Raw genomic sequence first — 19,569 nt, forward strand, 5'->3', positions numbered from 1 at the left:
CAGCGACCACGCAGCGGATACGGACGGCTGTTTTCCGGTTTGAAATGTATCGGATGTTACCATTGGCAGTTTACAAAAATTTGCTATACAATGGATTCAGGACAAACCCAAATTAACATTTAAATAAGAGAAAAATCATGCAACTGCATATCTTAAACAATCCAAAAGATGCCGCTCTGGCAGCGGATGCGGAATTTTTAAAACAGTCTCTTTTCAATCTGCTGCATGAGGAAGCGTCGCCTTTGGTGGTCGAAACCGTTAAGTTATTATCGACTTCAGACGACAGCGCTGCCTTGATTGAAAAGGTGTTGCCGCAATTAGATGAACAACAAACTCACGATTTAACCTTGGCCTGCGGCCTGTTCGCACAGATTTTGAACATCGCCGAAGACGTGCACCACGAACGCCGCCGCCAAATCCACGAAGAGGCCGGACACAACAGTGCCGAAGGCAGCCTGACGGAAACCGTGCGCAAGCTCAAAGCCGGAAAAGTCAACGGCAAAGCGTTGCAACAACAACTGGACAACACAGTCGTTACCGCCGTTTTAACCGCGCACCCGACCGAAGTGCAACGCCAAACCGTCTTGAGCTTCAACCGCCGCATCCGCGCGCTGCTACCGCAACGCGAACGCTGCACCAACCCTGACGCGCTGGCTCAGTTGCGCCGCGAAATCGACACAGTCCTTTTGGGCCTGTGGCAGACCAGCGAAACGCGCCGCCACAAACTTAGCGTCAACGACGAGATCAACAACGGCGTATCCATTTTCCCAATGAGCTTCTTTGAAGCCCTGCCTAAACTCTACCGTACAATGGAACGCGATTTTCAGACGGCCTATCCCGGCGTCCGCGTTCCGAATATCCTCAAAATCGGCGGCTGGATCGGCGGCGACCGCGACGGCAACCCGTTCGTCTCTGCCGAAACCTTGCGTTTTGCGTTCAGACAGCATGCCGACGCAGTGTTCCGCTTCTATCGCGGCGAGCTTGACAAACTCTACCGCGAATTGCCGCTCTCCATCCGCCGAGTCAAAGTCAACGACGACGTAATGGCACTGGCCGCCCAGTCTCCCGATGAAGAAATCGCCCGTACCGAAGAACCCTACCGCCGCGCCATCGCCTACATCATGGCACGCGCCATGGGCAAGGCACGCTCACTCGGTTTGGGTATGGGCTGCAAATTCGGCTTCCTCGAGCCTTATGCCACGGTCGAAGAGTTCCTCAACGACCTGAAAAAACTGCAACGCTCGCTCCACGAAAACGGCAGCCAACTGCTGGCAGAAGGCCGTCTGTCCGACATTATCCGCAGCGTGTCCGTGTTCGGCTTCCACATGATGCCGCTCGACCTGCGCCAACACGCAGGCAAACACGCCGATGTGGTTGCCGAGCTTTTCCAACACGCAGGCTTGGAAGACTACAACAGCCTGAACGAAGAGCAAAAACAAACCGCCCTGTTGCGCGAATTAAGCCATCAACGTCCGCTGTACAGCCCGTTCATCACATACAGTGACCATACCCGCCACGAACTGGCAATTTTCAACGAAGCGCGCAAAATTAAAGACGAATTTGGCGAAGATGCTGTTACACAAAGCATTATTTCCAACTGCGAACAACCCAGCGACCTGCTCGCCTTGGCATTGCTGCTGAAAGAAAGCGGCCTGTTGGTGGTGGAAAACGGCAAACCGCACAGCCGCATCAATATCGTGCCTCTGTTTGAAACCATCGAAGCGCTCGAAAATGCCTGTCCGGTCATGGAAACCATGTTCCGCCTCGACTGGTATGACGCCCTGCTCGAAAGCCGCGGCAATATCCAAGAAATCATGCTGGGCTACTCCGACTCCAACAAAGACGGCGGCTACGTTACCAGCTCATGGTGTCTGTATCAGGCAGAGTTGGGCTTGGTCGAACTCTTCAAAAAATACGATGTCCGCATGCGCCTGTTCCACGGCCGCGGCGGCAGCGTAGGTCGCGGCGGCGGCCCATCTTACCAAGCTATTTTGGCACAACCAGCGGGCAGCGTTGCCGGACAAATCCGCATTACCGAACAAGGCGAAGTCATTACCGCCAAATACGCCGACCCGGGCAATGCCCAACGCAACTTGGAAACCTTGGTTGCCGCGACTTTGGAAGCCAGCATCCTGCCGGATAAAAAAGACCCTGATGCCAAACTGATGCAGGATTTGTCGGACGTATCGTTCAAATACTACCGCGAACTGATTACCCACCCCGACTTCATCGACTACTTCCTGCAAACCAGCCCGATTCAGGAAATCGCCACCCTCAACCTCGGCAGCCGTCCTGCCAGCCGCAAAACCTTGGCACGGATTCAGGACTTGCGCGCGATTCCGTGGGTATTCTCATGGATGCAAAACCGCCTCATGCTGCCGGCTTGGTACGGTTTCGGCAGCGCAGTGGAAACCTTGTGCGAAGGCAAACCCGACACACTGGCCGCCCTGCGCGAACATGCCCAAAGCAACCCGTTCTTCCAAGCCATGCTCTCCAATATGGAGCAAGTGATGGCGAAAACCGACATCACCTTGGCGGAAAACTATGCCGGCTTGAGCGAATCGCCCGATAAAGCAAAAGTCATCTTCGGCATGATCAAAGAAGAATACCAACGCAGCCGCAAAGCACTGCTCGACCTGCTGCAAACCGAAGAGCTCCTGCGCGACAACCGCAGCCTCGCCCGTTCGCTTGCCTTGAGGATTCCATACCTGAACGCTCTCAACGGCCTGCAAGTCGCCATGCTCAAACGCCTGCGCAAAGAGCCCGACAATCCTCACGCCCTGCTGATGGTTCACCTGACCATCAACGGCGTGGCGCAAGGTTTGCGTAATACCGGTTAAGGCAGTACGGAAAAAAGGCCGTCTGAAACAGTTTTCAGACGGCCTTTAAACTAACTGCGAACCGCGGCAAAGGCTTTACCCACAAGCCTCATAATGTTTCTTAACCTGCTTGCCACTCTTACCCTATTCATTTCACTTGCCCTGTATTTCAAACCATTACTGGCAACAGCAGATAATACACTGAAAAATCAAATTATTAACTTAATTATGGCAACCGCTTCAGCATGATGGATGATCGACCTACTGACATACCTTACCACGGCACCACCCCATACGCCGCACAATAAGCTTTCAGACACCCTGAGGCCGTCTGAAAAACAAAAACATCTCACGCCAAGGCAACTATCATTATGTTTGACATTGTATTTATCTTGTTATTCGGCAGGCTTCAACCCCACAAAACACCCGATTTATCCAACACGCCCGTCCCTTTTGGGCATTCGGCGGCAGGCTCGGCTTTAATTTATTTATGCATACGCATAGGGACAATCATCGTTCATGATTCGATTTCCGAAGCCATTAACAGCCTCCCCCTCATTCTGTTTCAAACAATCTGCATGTTCGGCTGTCTGGTTTTGTATTTTAAAATGTTGCGTACCGCATCCGACCCGAAATACCGTCAGATGATTTATTGGGTACTGGGCATTCTTTTGGGTTTGATCTTAAGCCTCCTGTCCGAAAAATTGTTTTATTTAACGGCTTTATTCATTTTCTCATTCTTCGGAAGCACAATAAGCTGAATGTCTGCCCCTCTTTTTTCAGACGGCCTTTCATTATAAGAACACACCAGCATTGCGGCTGTTTTGAGTACCTTCACAATATGCTATAATCCGCCGTTAAACTTTTATCTTTTCAGGAAAAACCATGAGCTTGAAATGCGGCATCGTCGGTTTGCCCAACGTCGGCAAATCCACCCTCTTTAACGCGCTGACCCAATCGGGTATCGAAGCGGCAAACTATCCTTTCTGTACCATCGAACCCAACGTCGGCATCGTTGAAGTCCCCGATCCGCGTATGGCTGAATTGGCAAAAATCGTCAATCCGCAAAAAATGCAGCCTGCCATCGTCGAATTTGTCGATATCGCCGGTTTGGTTGCAGGTGCGAGCAAAGGTGAAGGTTTGGGCAACCAGTTCCTCGCCAACATCCGCGAGACGGACGCGATTGTTAACGTCGTGCGTTGCTTTGACGACGACAACATCGTTCACGTTGCAGGCAAAGTCGATCCGATTGCCGACATCGAAACCATCGGCACCGAATTGGCACTGGCTGACTTGGCCAGCGTCGAAAAAGCCATCGTCCGCGAAGAAAAACGCGCACGCTCAGGCGATAAAGATGCGCAAAAACTGGTCGATCTGTGCAAAAAACTGCTGCCTCATTTGGACGAAGGCAAGCCTGTACGCTCCTTCGGCTTAGACGCAGAAGAACTTGCCATGCTCAAACCGCTGTTCCTGCTGACTGCCAAACCTGCCATGTACGTCGGCAACGTTTCCGAAGACGGTTTTGAAAACAACCCGCACCTCGATCGCCTGAAAGAATTGGCTGCAAAAGAAAACGCGCCGGTTGTGGCCGTTTGCGCCGCGATGGAAAGCGAAATCGCCGAATTGGAAGACGACGAAAAAGCCGAATTCCTCGCTGAAATGGGCTTGGAAGAACCGGGCCTGAACCGCCTCATTCGTGCCGGCTACGACCTCTTGGGCCTGCAAACCTACTTCACCGCCGGCGTAAAAGAAGTCCGTGCTTGGACCATCCACAAAGGCGACACTGCGCCACAAGCAGCCGGCGTCATCCACACCGACTTTGAACGCGGCTTCATCCGCGCCCAAGTTATCTCCTACGAAGACTTCATCGCTTTAGGCGGCGAAGCCAAAGCCAAAGAAGCCGGCAAAATGCGTGTGGAAGGCAAAGAATACGTCGTACAAGACGGCGATGTGATGCACTTCCTCTTTAACGTATAAACCCAGCGTACCGCTTTTTTCAGACGGCCTTTTCTAAGACTAAGGCCGTCTGAATTTATTTTCAGACGGCCTCATGTCTTGAAATATCAACAAAACAAGACATCATCTCCATAATAAATGCGGGTATGACCCGTAATTTTTCTCTCTTAAAATCTCTCGTTTCTTACCTACGCCTTACCTAAAAATAGCGCAAGGTTACATCATCAATAACAATACCACTGATATGACAATAAATAATTAAACAATACCGCATCGTATTGATTCATTATAAAAACAACATATTAAACATTATGTTGAAACTATCAACTGTATCCCTACTCTAATCTATTACTATTCAAACGCATATCATCAGCAATCATTCTAAGAAGGCAAACAAACTGCCCAGTACTGACAAACGATGGCTGATCTCCGAAATACTGCCATTCTCGGCAGGAATCACTTTTCAGACGACGCCATTAAAATAAACTAATTAAAATCAAAATATTATGAGCAAAGTTTTATCTTACCGCCCAGATATTGATACATTGCGTGCCGTTGCTGTTCTATCCGTTGTCGTTTTCCATATTGAAAAAAACTGGCTGCCTGGCGGCTTTCTTGGTGTTGATATCTTTTTTGTCATTTCCGGCTTTCTGATCACGATGATTATCCATCGTGAAATGAGCAGTGGGATTTTTTCGTTCAAAAAGTTTTACATCCGCCGTATCAAGCGGATACTGCCCGCATTTTTTACCGTATTGACGGTAACGCTGATATGCGGCTTTCTTTTATTCACCAAAGATGATTTTTCCCTTTTATGGAGAACAGCCCTGTCCACCTTGGGGTTCATCTCCAATATCTTTTTTGCAAAGGGTCAGGGCTATTTCGACCCCATACAAGAAGAAAAACCTTTGCTTCACATTTGGTCTTTATCGGTCGAAGAACAATATTATTTCGTCTTCCCGATATTGCTGTTACTGGTAGTCCGCAAAAGCTGGCGCACTCAGTTTGCCTTCCTCATCACGCTATGCGTATTCAGCATTTTGGCCTCTTTTATACCGACTTCGCTGGATAAATATTACCTGCCCCATCTGCGCGCCTGCGAAATGTTGATCGGCTCGCTGACGGCAGTGTGGATGCAATACCGGCAACAGCAAGGGCTGGATACCGGCAAACCATATGCGGCGACAGGCGCATTACTTTCCGTATGCGTACTGTTTGCCTGCCTGTTTACCTATACGGAAAAAACTGCCTATTTCCCGGGGCCTGCCGCCATCATTCCTTGTTTGGCCGCCGCCGCATTCATTTATTTCAATCAATTTGAACACCGGCTGAAAAAATTTTTCCAATGGAAGATTACTGTCGGCATAGGCTTGATTTCCTATTCGCTGTATCTGTGGCATTGGCCTGTATTGGCTTTTATGAGATACATCGGTTCAAGCAATCTGCCTTCGTATTCGACTGCGGCTGCGATTGTCTTAATGTTCGCACTCTCTCTGCTTTCTTATTATTTTGTCGAGAAGCCGTTTAAAAACTGGAAAGGCTCTTTTGCCCAATCTGTGGCATGGATTTATGCCGTCCCCATGCCTGTTTTGGCCATTACACCTTTTCTTGCCATGAAGCTCCCTTTTATGGAGCAATACGACCGTATGGGATTGGCACGCTCCTACACTTCTTGTCACAACAATACCGACAAACAGTGTATTTGGGGCGATACCGACAAACAGCCGGAATTACTGATTCTAGGCGATTCGCATGCCGACCAATATAAAACGTTTTTTGATACCGTCGGCAAAAAAGAAAAATGGTCGGCAACGATGGTTTCTGCGGACAGTTGCGCCTATGTAGAAGATTATGCCGCACCCGTATTCAAAAAAAACGCCTCCTGCCGTGCCGTTTATCAGTATGCCAAAGAGCATCTGCCCCAATACTCAAAAGTGCTTTTGGCCATGCGCTGGGGCAGCCAAATGCCTGAAAACAGCCACTCCCTTGCTTACGATACCGATTTTTTCAAAAAATTCGACCTCATGTTGCAAAAACTTTCTTCGGAAAAACAAGCGGTTTACCTGATGATAGACAACCCTAATCTGTCATACAACGGCTTGCGCGCCTATATTCTGTCTTACCGCATACCGGGATTTAGTCAAAATCTTGCCATTGATGAAACAGTCACTTCAAAAGGAAATGAACGCATCAAAGAATTAGCAGAAAAATATGCCAATGTGTACATTATCGATGCCACTGCCTATATTCCGGAGAACTTCAAAATCAACGGATTGCCTGTTTATTCCGATAGAGACCACATCAACCCTTACGGCGGCAGAGAACTGGCCAAGCGTTTTTCTGAAAAACACACGCTTCTTCAATAAGCCATAGCCATTCATCCGATGAAATTTGTTACAATTGGCAGTTTGTAAAACTGCTAATTTTTTTGGAAGATATCAATGAGCGTCATCAAAGACCTACAATCGCGTGGCTTAATCGCCCAAACTACCGACATCGAAGCCTTAGACGCTTTGCTAAACGAACAAAAAATTTCCCTCTATTGCGGTTTTGACCCGACAGCCGACAGCCTGCACATCGGCCACTTGTTGCCAGTATTGGCATTGCGCCGTTTCCAACAAGCCGGCCATACGCCGATTGCTTTGGTGGGCGGTGCGACCGGCATGATCGGCGACCCAAGTTTTAAAGCCGCCGAACGCAGCTTGAATTCTGCCGAAACCGTTGCCAGCTGGGTAGAAAGCATCCGCAACCAATTGACCCCTTTCTTAAGCTTTGAAGGCGACAACGCCGCCATTATGGCCAACAACGCCGACTGGTTCGGCAGCATGAACTGCCTCGACTTCCTGCGCGACATCGGCAAGCATTTCTCCGTCAACGCCATGCTGAACAAAGAATCCGTCAAACAACGTATCGAGCGCGACGACGTGGGCATTTCCTTCACCGAATTCGCCTATTCCCTGCTGCAAGGCTACGACTTTGCCGAATTAAACAAACGCCATGGCGCAGTTTTGGAAATCGGCGGCTCCGACCAATGGGGCAACATCACTGCCGGTATCGACTTGACCCGCCGTCTGCACCAAAAACAAGTATTCGGCCTGACCCTGCCTTTGGTAACCAAATCAGACGGCACCAAATTCGGCAAAACCGAAGGCGGCGCAGTATGGTTGAACGCGAAGAAAACTTCTCCGTATCAGTTCTACCAATTCTGGCTGAAAGTGGCCGATGCCGATGTGTATAAATTCCTGAAATACTTTACCTTCCTGTCCATCGAAGAAATCGATGCCATCGAAGCGAAAGACAAAGCCAGTGGCACGAAGCCAGAAGCGCAACGCATTCTTGCCGAGGAAATGACCCGTCTGATTCACGGCGAAGAAGCCCTTGCCGCTGCACAACGCATTTCCGAAAGCCTGTTTGCCGAAGACCAAAGCCATCTCACCGAAAGCGACTTCGAGCAGCTGGCACTCGACGGTCTGCCGACTTTTGAAGTTTCCGAGAACCTCAACGTGGTTGAGACTTTGGTGCAAACCGGTTTGGCGTCTTCCAACAAAGAAGCGCGCGGTTTTGTAAACAGCAAAGCGGTTTTGCTCAACGGCAAACCTGCCGAAGCCAACAATCCGAACCATGCTGCTGAAAAACCTGACGATGCCTACATGCTGACCGACGAACACAAACGTTTCGGCAAATACACCATCGTCCGCCGTGGCAAACGCAACCATGCTTTGTTGGTTTGGAAATAATCTTGAAACATTAAACGCATCGTTTAAAACAATCATGCCGTCTGAAATCAGCCCACGCTTTTTTCAGACGGCATTTTCTATTGATGATATTCAGTTTTCCAAAAAAGAAAAGGCAGGTATTACACCTGCCCTTCTATTAAGCCAATTTCTTTAAGAAACTTTTATCCCGTACTTACTGCAAACGCTCATTTTCTTGGCGTACGGCATTCACCACATCCGCGCCAAACAAAGCGTTGACATCGGTTTCATCAAACACATACTTGCTATGGCAGAAATCGCAATCGATTTGAATGCTGCCTTGTTCTGCCACCACGCCGCCGACTTCCTGACCACCAAGCATCAACAGCATATCGCTGACTTTGCCACGGGAGCAGGTGCAGGCAAATTCAATGGCTTCCGGTTCAAAAACGCGGGGCGGGGTTTCATGGTAAAGGCGGTAAAGGGCGTGATGCGCATCCAAACCAGTCAACTCTTGCGGAGTAAGCGTTTGTGCAAGCGTGGTCACATGTTCCCATGCGGCATCATCCAATTCTTCTTCCGGCAGGCGTTGCAGCAATAATGCACCTGCGGCTTGGTCGTCGGCGGCAAGCGTAATATAGGTATCGAGCTGCTCGGAACGTTTCATATAGTTGACCAGCATTTGCGCAATGCTGTCGCCTTCCAGCGGCACAACACCTTGCCAAGGGTCGGCATCTTTAGGCTGATGGGTCAAAACGAACACGCTGTTTTCGCCTAACAGCGCAGTCAGGCTTTCGTCATCACGGATTTCAGCGTTTTCGTCCCATCGGGCGGTAGCACGGACAGTATTTTCAGAAGTCGCTTCCACCACCAACATTTTCAGACGGCCCTGACCTTGAACTTGAACAATCAGCGTGCCTTCGTTTTTAAGGTTGGCAGACAATAATGAACCGGCGGCCAACAATTCGCCCAATGCGCGACGGATGGCGACAGGATAATGTTTTTGGTTGACGATGTGGTGCCAAACCTTTTCGAGGCGGATGTGCATGCCGCGGATGGGCATATCGTCGAAGATAAAGCGTGTACGGATATCGCTGTGATTTTGTGTCATGTCAGTCTCTGAAAATAAATCAATGAATGCCGCTTATATGGTTGCAGCAGAGGATAAATCAAGCGAAACCGCATTTAATGTTTTTCTAGTTTGTTTGGAAACAAGGGTTTAACGCAAAATAACAGCAGTTTTTTTGCCAAAAAGACGGTTTTTGAATACAATCAAGCAGATAACAAGAGAATGATACGGGATAACATCTCAGAAACCGGCAATGTGCCTGCAATCGGCAGGGAATGCCTTCTGAAACGGAAGTTTTTATAATGAATTTTTTACTCCGGCTCGCAGCAGTTTGGACTTCGGTCGCCATGCTCGCGAGCGTCAATTTTTCTTACGCCGATGATTTGGAAAACCTGATTACCACCCGTCAGCGTGTTTTAAACCAATTCAACGACAACGCCAACGTTTACGGCAATACGCGTCAGGCAACCCCTGTCCATCCCACCAATACCTATCCTGCCTCAAGCAACAATACGCGCGCACCTTCGGGCAATGCAGATGAGTTAATCGGCAGCGCCATGGGCTTGCTCGGCGTGGCCTACCGCTACGGCGGCACATCAGCTTCTACCGGCTTTGACTGCAGCGGCTTCATGCAACACATCTTTAAACGCGCCATGGGCGTAAACCTGCCGCGCACCTCTGCCGAACAAGCGCAAATGGGCGTTGCCGTGAACCGTTCCGAGTTGCAGCCGGGCGACATGGTCTTTTTCCGCACCATGGGTCGCGGCCGTATTTCCCACGTCGGCCTTTACATCGGCAACAACAATTTCATTCACGCGCCGAGAACGGGCAAACGTATCGAAATTACCAGCCTTGGCCACAAATATTGGAACGGAAAATACGCCTTTGCCCGTCGCGTGAAGAAAAACGATCCATCCCGTTTCTTGAATTGAGGTGCACGATGGCGATGCCGCAAATACCTAAATGGTATGACGACGACGGTCAGATTGTTTCCTGCACCGAAAAAGTCAAAGTCATGACCGAAAACTTGAACGAACTGTACCAAATAGCGCAGGACGCATTTGAAGACGCGCTGCTGATGGGTTGCTCCGAAAAACAGTTGCGCGAATACTTCCGCGACTTAATGGCCGGACTGGAAAACCCTTATCAAAAAAACAGTTAGTTATTCGATCCATACAAAAAAGGCCGTCTGAAAGTTTTTCAGACGGCCTTTTCTTATTGGGCAGATCCTCTGCCCAATTGCTAACATTCCACCACGCGCACAGATACCGGTATGGCTTTTTTCTGCAAGGTAACGGCCAGGCCGGCGAGTGAGGTTTCTTTGTAGGTTGCCTTCATATCGCGACCGGTTTGTAGCATGGTTTGAATCACTTCATCAAGTGAGACTTTTTTATCTGTGCCGTCTTCCAAAAGCGCAAGGGTGGCGAGCTTGAGGGCTTTTTCGGCGGCAATGCCGTTGCGCTCGATACAAGGGATTTGCACCAAGCCTCCGACAGGGTCGCAGGTCAGGCCCAAGTGGTGTTCCATGGCCATTTCGGCGGCGTTTTCCACTTGTTTCGGTGTACCGCCGATAACTTCGGCGTATGCACCCGCCGCCATAGAACATGCCACGCCGACTTCGCCTTGGCAGCCGACATCCGCGCCGGAAATCGATGCGTTGGTTTTGTACAAAATGCCGATGGCGCCGGCAGTCAGCAGGAAATCTTCGACACGCGATTGGTTGGCGTGCGGATTAAATTTGCGGAAATAGTGCAAGACGGCGGGAATAATGCCTGCCGCGCCGTTGGTCGGTGCGGTTACGACACGGCCGCCGGCGGCATTTTCTTCATTGACCGCCATGGCGTACACCATCGGCCAAAGCTGAGTATTGACGATTTCGCTCTCGCGCAGGACTTTGAGTTTGGCCGCCAACTGCGGCGCGCGGCGGCGGACGTTCAAGCCGCCCGGCAATTGCCCTTCCGCACCCAAGCCGCGCTTGATGCAGTTTTCCATCACATCGGCCACAGCAGCCACACGGCGGCGCACTTCCGTCTCATCGCAACCTGCCAACGCTGCTTCATTGGCCAACACGACTTCGGAAATATTCAACTGGTTCAGACGGCATTGTGCCAGCAACTCGTTACAGTTTTTGTAAGGATATGGCACGTCCAAATTTTCCTGCGCTTCTTGTGCAAACCCTTCGTCTGTTACGATAAAACCGCCGCCAACCGAATAATAGATCTGTTCTTTCAGCTTCAGGCCGTCTGAATTGTAGGCGATAAAGTTCAAACCGTTCGGATGTTTGGGCAACACTTTGTCGCCGCGGATATCCAAATCTTTTTCAGGATTGAAGGCCATTTCACGGCCGTTGAGTTTTAAAACGTGCTGCGTGCGGATGCGTTCCAAGCGTTGGGGGATGTCCGCAAGCGGAATATCGTGTGGCAGGCTGCCTTCCAAACCAAGCAATAATGCATCGAATGTACCGTGTCCGATACCGGTCAAAGCAAGCGAGCCGTACACTTCAATGACAATGCGCGCCACTTGTGTATCCAAGTTTTCGGCATTCAGCAAATCAGCAAAAGCGGCCGCGGCCTTCATCGGGCCGACGGTGTGCGAGCTGGACGGGCCGATGCCGATTTTGAAAATATCAAAGATGCTGATCATAACTTTCCTATTATTGTGTGTGCGGGCTGTGTTTTTCAGACGGCCTTAAGGCCTAAAGAGGAATCTTGTGCGCCGCTTGCCAATACAAGTACCAGATGCCCGACAGTCATCAAAGGATCGCCTGCTTCCGGCGATGTGTATTTCAGCGTCAGCGTTTTTTTACGCAAGGGTTCGTAATGGCTGACTTCACACTGTGAGGCCTCTAAACTTGTAGAACCGGCGCGGTATCTGTATGCCAACAGCCGTAAATCGTTCAAGTCCATCTTCATGCCGTTGTCCAACAATTCGCGCAACTGGTTTTCCCAGGCAATATCGGTACTTCCGTCTTTAATGGCAATCAAGATGGACTTTTCGAGGATTTTTTTGATGTGCTGGTTCAAGGAGCGGATTGGGAAATGCCCCAGCCACAACAAATTGGTCTCTGCAAATTGTGCGGAAAACTGCTCGATAAACCAGGAATGTAAACCTCGATAATTCGGCGAATGAAACAGGGTTGATTTAACCTTGTTGCCATCTTTATCCAACATGTAATGGCAGCCGATAATCACGCTGCAAGATTCGGCAGCCCATCTGGGAATAATGACTTTGGGGGTAAAGAGCGTTTCGAGGCGTTGCTCGGTAAATTGTGTGGTGAAATCGGGGTTGTATTGCAACGATGTCGGTAAATAGCCGCGCCAAAGGTACATGCCGATCCTGTTTTCGCCGATGACATCCAAAAGTTGTTCCAGCATGATACGGCTAGGACATGAAATAAATTCGTCCGCATCCAGCGGAAAAACGAAATCTATCGCTTCATCTTTTGCTACAAGCTGCTTCATAAGCAGGTTTACCAATTGCTCTTGATTGTACTTGAGCGCTTGATATTGATAGATAAATATCGGCAAACCTTCTTCTTTCAATTGAATCAGGATTTCCCTTGTTCCATCGCTGCTGCCGTGATCGATGATGTGCATTTCATCCATCAGCTCGAGATTATGACGGACAAACGATTCGATCACGTCGTTTTCGTTGCGCACCATGCTGATGCTGATTAGTTTTTTTCCCATAAATTATGCAATGTATTGATAGGTTTTAATCATTTTTCAGACGGCCTTGATCCAGCCGGCAATGCGTTTTTCAATCGCTTCGGCACTCAAACCCAAGTCGTCCAACAGTTTTTTCGGGTCGCCGTGTTCGGTAACTTTGTCTTCTACACCCAGCAGCAATACCGGTTTGCAGATGCCGTGTTTCGCCAACACTTCCAACACCGCGCTGCCTGCGCCGCCTTGTTCGGCGTTTTCTTCGGCGGTAACGATGTAATCGTGGCTTCTGGCGAGACGGACGATCAGCTCTTCATCTATCGGTTTGACAAAGCGCATATCGGCAACGGTCGCGTTCAGCTTGTCGGCAGCGACCAATGATGGGGCAACCATGCTGCCAAAGGCGATAACGGCAATTTTCTCGCCTTCGCGACGGATGATGCCTTTGCCGATTTCAACGGTTTCCAGGCCGTCTGAAATGGTTGCGCCCGTGCCTGTACCGCGCGGATAACGGACGGCGGACGGCGAGTTTGCCTGATAGCAGGTTGAGAGCAGCAGGCGGCATTCGTTTTCGTCGCTGGGAGCGGCAATAATCATGTTCGGCACGCAACGCAAAAAGCTCAAGTCGTATAAACCGGCATGGGTCGGGCCGTCTGCACCGACAATACCGGCACGGTCGATGGCGAACAAAACAGGCAGGTTTTGCAAGGCAACGTCGTGTACCAACTGGTCGTAAGCGCGTTGCAGGAAAGTGGAGTAAATCGCCACGACAGGCTTGATGCCTTCGCATGCCAAACCGCCTGCAAAGGTAACGGCGTGTTGCTCGGCGATACCGACGTCGAAATAGCGGTCGGGGAATTGCTGTTCAAACTCAACCAAGCCACTGCCCTCGCGCATGGCAGGCGTGATGGCAACCAAATGCTCATCCGCCGCTGCTTGGTCGCACAACCATTGGCCGAACACTTGCGTATAAGTCGGCTTGGCCGCGGCAGGTTTGACTTCCGGAGCAGGTACTTCGCTCGGCAGCTTGGCGACAGCATGATATTTGACAGGGTCGTTTTCGGCGAATTTGTAGCCATTGCCTTTTTTGGTGATGACGTGCAACAACTGAGGGCCTTTGCGGCTGCGCAAGTCTTTTAATACGTCTACCAGATTTTCAACGTTGTGGCCGTCTACCGGGCCGGTATAACGGAAACCGAAATTTTCAAACAAAGACAGCGACTGTTTGGCGTGTTCCGCTTCGCCTGCCAAGGTTTTGATTTTGTTTTCGACTTTTTGGGCAAGCTCCATCGCTCCGGGCAATTTATCTAATACTTTGCTTGATTGGGCTTTGATGGTACTCAACAGGCCGTGCATATCGCGCACAACGTTGCTGGCGAGATATTTCGGCAGCGCGCCGACATTGGGGGAAATCGACATTTCGTTGTCGTTGAGGATAACCAGCAAATCGACATCCATATCGCCTGCGCAGTTCAGGGCTTCAAACGCCTGACCCGCCGTCATGGCTCCGTCGCCGATGATGGCGACGCTGCGGCGGTTGTTGCCCAACTGTTTGTCCGCAACGGCCATGCCCAATGCCGCGCCGATGGATGTGGAAGAATGCCCCACGCCGAAGGCATCGTATTCCGACTCGCTGCGTTTCGGAAAACCGGCCAAACCGCCGTATTGGCGCATGGTGTGCATTTGATTTTTGCGGCCGGTCAGGATTTTGTGCGGATAGCTTTGATGGCCGACATCCCAGACCAAATGGTCTTCGGGCGTGTCGTACACATAATGCAGTGCCACCGTCAGCTCGACCGCGCCCAAGTTACTGGCGAAATGGCCGCCCGTCTTACCGACGGAATCCAACAGAAATTCGCGCAATTCGGCGGCGACTTGCGGCAGCTGTTTTTTCTCCAGACGGCGCAAATCCTGAGGCGTATCGATAATATCGAGCAAAGGGCTTGGGTTCATGATTTTTGGCGGTGATTTTTGTGTAACGGACGATTATATCAAGAGATTGCACAACTTGTTACAAATGCTTTCAGACGGCCCGAACCTTTATCCTTTATAATACTGCCAACTGAAAACACAAGGCCGTCTGAAATGACCCAAAACGCAAACAATCTCTGCTGGCTCGATATGGAAATGACCGGCCTCAATCCGGAACACGACCGCATTATCGAAGTCGCCATGATCATTACCGATTCCGATTTAAACGTACTGGCTCAATCGGACGTTTACGTCATCCATCAAAGCGACGAGTTGCTCGACGGCATGGACGAGTGGAACACCGCCACCCACGGCCGCACCGGCCTGACCCAACGCGTGCGCGAATCCAAACTGACCGAAGCCGAAGTCGAGCAAAACCTGTTGGACTTCATGTCCGCATGGATACCCGAGAAATCCACGCCCATGTGCGGCAACTCCATCCATCAAGACCGCCGCTTCATGGTCAAATACATGCCGCGTTTGGAAGCCTATTTCCACTACCGTAACTTAGACGTATCCACGCTGAAAGAATTGGCCAAACGCTGGAATCCTGCCGTTGCCAAAAGCGTGGTCAAACGCGGTTCGCACAAGGCATTGGACGACATCCTCGAAAGCATCGAAGAAATGCGCCATTATCGCGAGCATTTCCTCAAACTCCCTTCCGCACAATAATCCCAAGGTCGTCTGAAACCGGTTTTACACCGTTCAGACGGCCTCATCGGCTTCCTTCATCTCATGAAAATCACCAAAATCTTTACCTTTGATTCCTCGCACATGCTCGACGGGCATGACGGCAAGTGCCAAAACCTGCACGGCCACACCTATAAACTCGAAATCACCGTCTCCGCGCCCGTTATCCAAGGCGGCGCAAAAGACGGCATGGTGATGGACTTTACCGACCTGAAAGCCATCGTCAAACAACACATTACCGACCCGTTCGACCATGCCTTCATCTATCACGGCAACAACGAACGCGAAAGCCAAATCGCCGCGCTTTTGGAAGGCTGGAACATGAAAACCCTGTGCCTGCCCTGCCGCACCACAGCCGAAAATATGAGCGTAGAAATGTATGGCCGTCTGAAAAACGCCGGTGTCAAAGTGTGCAGCGTGAAATTATGGGAAACGCCGACTTCATGTGCGGAATATGAAGGGGAATAAACCGGCATTTTGTATTTTTCAGACGGCCTGTTCCCATAAATACCTCATACGCTAAACATCAAAAGGAATCTTCATGAAAATCATCTCCACCCTCCTCGTCCTCTTCGTCGCTGTCGAACACTTCTACATCGCCTGGCTCGAAATGACGCAAATCCCAAGCGAAAAAGCGTCAGAGCTGTTCAACATGCCTTACGAGTTTATGGAACAAAAACGCGTACAAACCCTGTTTTCCAACCAAGGCCTGTACAACGGCTTCCTCGCCATCGGCTTGGTATGGGCGCGCTTTGCCGCACCCGACAACGCGGTTTACGGCGCGACCATCCTGTTCCTCGGCTTCGTCCTCATCGCCGCCGCATGGGGCGCGTTTTCATCCGGCAACAAAGGCATTTTGTTCAAACAAGGGTTGCCGGCATTTTTGGCCGCCGCAGCCGTCATTGCCTCTTAAGCACACACCAGCCATTCTTTCCTATTGAACCGACAGAAAGAATGGCTGCCTCAACCTATTTCTCAAAACGCTTCACCACAACAATTAGAACCCGCACACCCGACATTCATGACCATTCAAATCACACCAAACAATCCCCAATACCGCATTGTCGAAATCTTTGAAAGCCTTCAAGGCGAAGGCTGGAATACAGGCATGCCCGCCGTTTTCATCCGTTTGGGCAAATGCAATCTCGCGTGCAGCTGGTGCGATACTGACTACCTCAAATTCGGCATGATGAGCCTGTCCGATATTTTAGGCCGTCTGAAAACCTACACGGCGCGCAACATCATCATTACCGGCGGCGAACCCACCATCCAACCGCATTTGGATACCCTGCTCAACACACTCAAAGCCGAAGGCTATTTCCTGTGTATCGAAACCAACGGCCTCAACCCCGCGCCGCCGCAAATCGACTACGTTGCCACCAGCCCTAAAGCCTGCTACGCCGCCAAATACGAAAAAAGCTGCATCGAGAAAGCAGACGAAGTGCGTATTGTTGCCGACGGCGATGTCATTACGTTTTGCCAAGAGATGGAACGTAAAATCCGCGCCCAACATTACTACCTCTCGCCTTGCGAACAAGACGGTGTGATGAATATCTACGACACCATCCGCCAAATCGGCGTATTAAACAGCCGATCCGATGCCCCCGTCCATTGGCAACTGAGCGTACAAACGCATAAATGGGCAGGAATAGAATAATTCGTTTGAAATCAATTAAAAACAAAACCTTTACAAAATATTGAATGTAAATACCATTCCATATTCGACCAAATGCACTACTGGCAATACTCTCAGGCCGTCTGAAACCCTATTTCAGACGGCCTTTTTTGTTACAAACCTCTTGACCGATTACATAAGATTACGTAAAGTGTGCAACAGTTTTCATAAATTGGTAAAACCAATTTACCTGATAACTGATTGCATCTAAAAAGGTGGCAATCCTTATTCGAAAAACATCTATTACTCAACACATCGCATCAAACCGCCATTGATTGACGGTTATGGTGCCCGTTGCCCCGAGGATAATCCCATGGCTCTCTTTCTCAGTATTTTTCCCATCGTGCTGCTGATCTGGCTGATGGTTAAGAAAAACAGTATGCCGTCCTACGTCGCGCTGCCGATTACCGCCGCGCTGATTTATGCCATCAAACTGTTTTATTTCGGCGACAACGCCATGTTGCTCAACGCAACGGCAGCGTCAGGCCTCGTCTCTACCCTGACCCCGATTACCGTGATTTTCGGTGCCATTATGTTCAACCGCATGATGGAAACCACCGGCTGTATCGACGTCATCCGCAAATGGCTGGCTACCATCAGCCCGAATCCGATTGCCCAGTTGATGATCATCGGCTGGTCTTTCGCCTTTATGATTGAAGGTGCATCCGGTTTCGGTACGCCTGCCGCCATTGCCGCGCCAATCCTGATGAGCTTGGGCTTCAACCCATTAAAAGTAGCCATCTTCGCTTTGGTGATGAACTCCGTGCCCGTTTCCTTCGGTGCAGTAGGTACCCCGACTTGGTTCGGCTTCGCACCTTTGGGCTTGGATCAAAAGAGCATTATGGAAATCGGTATGCAAACCGGCGTAATGCACTTCTTTGCAGGTTTTATCATCCCTGTTATCGGTTTGAGCTTCATTGTACCTTGGGCTGAAATCCGCAAAAACTTGGGCTTCATCGGCATCGCCGTATTCTCCTGTACCCTTCCTTATGTTGCATTGGCGATGGTCAATGAAGAATTCCCATCTCTGGTTGCCGGCGCAATCGGCCTGATGGTGTCCGTATTCGCAGCAAACCGCGGCTGGGGCTTAAGCAAAGATTACGCCAAAGACCCGAATGCAGAAAAAGTACCTTTCGCACAAGTTGCCAAAGCACTGGCTCCTTTGGGTATGCTGATCGGCATGCTGGTGGTCACCCGTATCAAACAGTTGGGCATCAAAGGTCTGCTGACCAGCAAAGAAGAATGGTTCAGCTTCCAACTGCCGTTTGATTTGTCCAAAATCACCGTCAGCGACTCCCTGACCATCACCTTCGGCAATATCTTCGGCCAAGGCGTAAACGCTTCCTATCAAACCCTCTACGTTCCGGCTTGGATTCCGTTTGTCTTCACCGTTTGGATTTGCATCCTGCTGTACAAAACTAAATTCAAAGATGCATGGTCTTTCTACGCTGCAACCTTCAACCAAACCAAAAAACCTCTGCTTGCCCTGATGGGTGCGCTGATTATGGTTCAACTGATGATGGTTGGCGGCGATGACTCCATGGTGAAAATCATCGGTAAAGAATTTGCCGCGATGGCAGGCGAACACTGGGTGTACTTCTCCCCATACCTTGGCGCAATCGGTGCATTCTTCTCCGGCTCCAACACTGTATCCAACCTGACCTTTGGTCCGATTCAACAACAAATCGCGCTTGATACCGGCCTGTCCGTTACCCTCATCCTCGCCCTACAATCTGTCGGCGGTGCAATGGGCAACATGGTCTGCATCAACAACATCATCGCCGTGTGCAGCGTGTTGAACGTGAACAACGCCGAAGGTGCGATCATCAAGAAAACTGTCATCCCAATGACCATCTACGGCATCATCGCCGTGACTGTGGCTGCAATTTTCTTCTTGTAAACCGCTTCATATCAAAGGCCGTCTGAACATTCAGACGGCCTTTTTTTGTATTCTTTCGCTATATTTCTTAAAGAATCATTAATGTATATATTCCGCAACAACCCACATAACTACTTTGCAACACCAAATCAC

The 19,569-nt window shown here is 50.1% G+C and carries 16 protein-coding genes; 12 read left to right on the forward strand and 4 right to left on the reverse strand.

The window, feature by feature from the left end:
• Positions 1-137: 137 nt before the first annotated feature.
• The 5 genes from ppc (at position 138) to tyrS (ending at position 8,512) form a co-directional block, all read left to right on the forward strand.
• A complete protein-coding gene (gene ppc, locus ACTHTS_RS08135; RefSeq protein ID WP_440369747.1) occupies positions 138-2,840 on the forward strand; it encodes a phosphoenolpyruvate carboxylase in 2,703 nt (900 codons plus the stop codon).
• 350 nt (positions 2,841-3,190) lie between these two features.
• Positions 3,191-3,580, forward strand: a complete 390-nt coding sequence (locus ACTHTS_RS08140; RefSeq protein ID WP_440369748.1) for a hypothetical protein — start codon at positions 3,191-3,193, stop codon at positions 3,578-3,580.
• A 124-nt stretch (positions 3,581-3,704) separates the two neighbouring features.
• Positions 3,705-4,796, forward strand: a complete 1,092-nt coding sequence (ychF, locus tag ACTHTS_RS08145) for a redox-regulated ATPase YchF (protein ID WP_049330669.1) — start codon at positions 3,705-3,707, stop codon at positions 4,794-4,796.
• 485 nt (positions 4,797-5,281) lie between these two features.
• On the forward strand, positions 5,282-7,141 hold the full coding sequence (locus tag ACTHTS_RS08150) for an acyltransferase family protein (RefSeq protein ID WP_440369749.1): 1,860 nt from the start codon (positions 5,282-5,284) through the stop codon (positions 7,139-7,141).
• Between the two features lie 75 nt (positions 7,142-7,216).
• Positions 7,217-8,512, forward strand: coding sequence for a tyrosine--tRNA ligase (tyrS, locus tag ACTHTS_RS08155; RefSeq protein ID WP_440369750.1), 1,296 nt, complete (start codon positions 7,217-7,219; stop codon positions 8,510-8,512).
• 172 nt (positions 8,513-8,684) lie between these two features.
• Here the strand turns inward: tyrS and hslO are convergent, their stop codons facing one another.
• Positions 8,685-9,581, reverse strand: a complete 897-nt coding sequence (gene hslO / locus ACTHTS_RS08160; protein WP_440369751.1) for an Hsp33 family molecular chaperone HslO — start codon at positions 9,579-9,581, stop codon at positions 8,685-8,687.
• A 260-nt stretch (positions 9,582-9,841) separates the two neighbouring features.
• Between hslO and ACTHTS_RS08165 the strand changes: the two genes are divergently transcribed.
• Together ACTHTS_RS08165 and ACTHTS_RS08170 are read left to right on the forward strand one after the other, a co-directional pair.
• Entirely contained in the window at positions 9,842-10,471 is a 630-nt protein-coding gene (locus tag ACTHTS_RS08165; RefSeq protein ID WP_049332615.1) for a C40 family peptidase, read from the forward strand.
• A gap of 8 nt (positions 10,472-10,479) precedes the next feature.
• Positions 10,480-10,701 carry a hypothetical protein gene (locus tag ACTHTS_RS08170; RefSeq protein ID WP_049332616.1) on the forward strand — a complete coding sequence of 74 codons (222 nt, stop codon included), beginning with the start codon at positions 10,480-10,482 and terminating at the stop codon, positions 10,699-10,701.
• A gap of 80 nt (positions 10,702-10,781) precedes the next feature.
• On the opposite strand, the gene ACTHTS_RS08175 is transcribed toward ACTHTS_RS08170, so the two are convergent.
• From ACTHTS_RS08175 to dxs, 3 genes are read right to left on the reverse strand one after another with little or no spacing between them, the layout of a single operon-like run.
• Positions 10,782-12,182, reverse strand: coding sequence for an L-serine ammonia-lyase (locus ACTHTS_RS08175; protein ID WP_440369752.1), 1,401 nt, complete (start codon positions 12,180-12,182; stop codon positions 10,782-10,784).
• A gap of 35 nt (positions 12,183-12,217) precedes the next feature.
• Positions 12,218-13,228, reverse strand: coding sequence for a glycosyltransferase family 2 protein (locus ACTHTS_RS08180; protein WP_440369753.1), 1,011 nt, complete (start codon positions 13,226-13,228; stop codon positions 12,218-12,220).
• A gap of 36 nt (positions 13,229-13,264) precedes the next feature.
• Complete coding sequence (gene dxs / locus ACTHTS_RS08185) at positions 13,265-15,154, reverse strand: 1-deoxy-D-xylulose-5-phosphate synthase (RefSeq protein WP_440369754.1); 1,890 nt, start codon at positions 15,152-15,154, stop codon at positions 13,265-13,267.
• Positions 15,155-15,286: 132 nt separating this feature from the next.
• Between dxs and orn the strand changes: the two genes are divergently transcribed.
• The 5 genes from orn to ACTHTS_RS08210 all read left to right on the forward strand — a co-directional run bounded on the left by orn (position 15,287) and on the right by ACTHTS_RS08210 (position 19,437).
• The gene (gene orn, locus ACTHTS_RS08190) at positions 15,287-15,844 is read left to right on the forward strand and encodes an oligoribonuclease (RefSeq protein WP_107737743.1); all 558 of its coding nucleotides are present in this window, start codon (positions 15,287-15,289) and stop codon (positions 15,842-15,844) included.
• A 63-nt stretch (positions 15,845-15,907) separates the two neighbouring features.
• Positions 15,908-16,330, forward strand: a complete 423-nt coding sequence (gene queD / locus ACTHTS_RS08195; RefSeq protein WP_114926360.1) for a 6-carboxytetrahydropterin synthase QueD — start codon at positions 15,908-15,910, stop codon at positions 16,328-16,330.
• 73 nt (positions 16,331-16,403) lie between these two features.
• A complete protein-coding gene (locus tag ACTHTS_RS08200) occupies positions 16,404-16,775 on the forward strand; it encodes a DUF1304 domain-containing protein (RefSeq protein ID WP_101755813.1) in 372 nt (123 codons plus the stop codon).
• A gap of 108 nt (positions 16,776-16,883) precedes the next feature.
• The gene (locus ACTHTS_RS08205; RefSeq protein WP_101755812.1) at positions 16,884-17,519 is read left to right on the forward strand and encodes a 7-carboxy-7-deazaguanine synthase QueE; all 636 of its coding nucleotides are present in this window, start codon (positions 16,884-16,886) and stop codon (positions 17,517-17,519) included.
• Between the two features lie 331 nt (positions 17,520-17,850).
• The gene (locus tag ACTHTS_RS08210; protein WP_101755811.1) at positions 17,851-19,437 is read left to right on the forward strand and encodes an L-lactate permease; all 1,587 of its coding nucleotides are present in this window, start codon (positions 17,851-17,853) and stop codon (positions 19,435-19,437) included.
• Positions 19,438-19,569 lie beyond the last annotated feature (132 nt).

The organism is Neisseria sp. P0019.S003, assembly GCF_051957115.1.
In the GTDB taxonomy this organism is placed as follows: Bacteria; Pseudomonadota; Gammaproteobacteria; order Burkholderiales; family Neisseriaceae; genus Neisseria; species Neisseria flavescens_D.

Excerpts from the sequence above, each read along its gene's own strand:
- ppc (WP_440369747.1), top strand. The coding sequence starts at position 138 with ATGCAACTGCATATCTTAAACAATCCAAAAGATGCCGCTCTGGCAGCG.
- ACTHTS_RS08140 (WP_440369748.1), top strand. The coding sequence starts at position 3,191 with ATGTTTGACATTGTATTTATCTTGTTATTCGGCAGGCTTCAACCCCAC.
- ychF (WP_049330669.1), top strand. The coding sequence starts at position 3,705 with ATGAGCTTGAAATGCGGCATCGTCGGTTTGCCCAACGTCGGCAAATCC.
- ACTHTS_RS08150 (WP_440369749.1), top strand. The coding sequence starts at position 5,282 with ATGAGCAAAGTTTTATCTTACCGCCCAGATATTGATACATTGCGTGCC.
- tyrS (WP_440369750.1), top strand. The coding sequence starts at position 7,217 with ATGAGCGTCATCAAAGACCTACAATCGCGTGGCTTAATCGCCCAAACT.
- hslO (WP_440369751.1), bottom strand. The coding sequence starts at position 9,581 with ATGACACAAAATCACAGCGATATCCGTACACGCTTTATCTTCGACGAT.
- ACTHTS_RS08165 (WP_049332615.1), top strand. The coding sequence starts at position 9,842 with ATGAATTTTTTACTCCGGCTCGCAGCAGTTTGGACTTCGGTCGCCATG.
- ACTHTS_RS08170 (WP_049332616.1), top strand. The coding sequence starts at position 10,480 with ATGGCGATGCCGCAAATACCTAAATGGTATGACGACGACGGTCAGATT.
- ACTHTS_RS08175 (WP_440369752.1), bottom strand. The coding sequence starts at position 12,182 with ATGATCAGCATCTTTGATATTTTCAAAATCGGCATCGGCCCGTCCAGC.
- ACTHTS_RS08180 (WP_440369753.1), bottom strand. The coding sequence starts at position 13,228 with ATGGGAAAAAAACTAATCAGCATCAGCATGGTGCGCAACGAAAACGAC.
- dxs (WP_440369754.1), bottom strand. The coding sequence starts at position 15,154 with ATGAACCCAAGCCCTTTGCTCGATATTATCGATACGCCTCAGGATTTG.
- orn (WP_107737743.1), top strand. The coding sequence starts at position 15,287 with ATGACCCAAAACGCAAACAATCTCTGCTGGCTCGATATGGAAATGACC.
- queD (WP_114926360.1), top strand. The coding sequence starts at position 15,908 with ATGAAAATCACCAAAATCTTTACCTTTGATTCCTCGCACATGCTCGAC.
- ACTHTS_RS08200 (WP_101755813.1), top strand. The coding sequence starts at position 16,404 with ATGAAAATCATCTCCACCCTCCTCGTCCTCTTCGTCGCTGTCGAACAC.
- ACTHTS_RS08205 (WP_101755812.1), top strand. The coding sequence starts at position 16,884 with ATGACCATTCAAATCACACCAAACAATCCCCAATACCGCATTGTCGAA.
- ACTHTS_RS08210 (WP_101755811.1), top strand. The coding sequence starts at position 17,851 with ATGGCTCTCTTTCTCAGTATTTTTCCCATCGTGCTGCTGATCTGGCTG.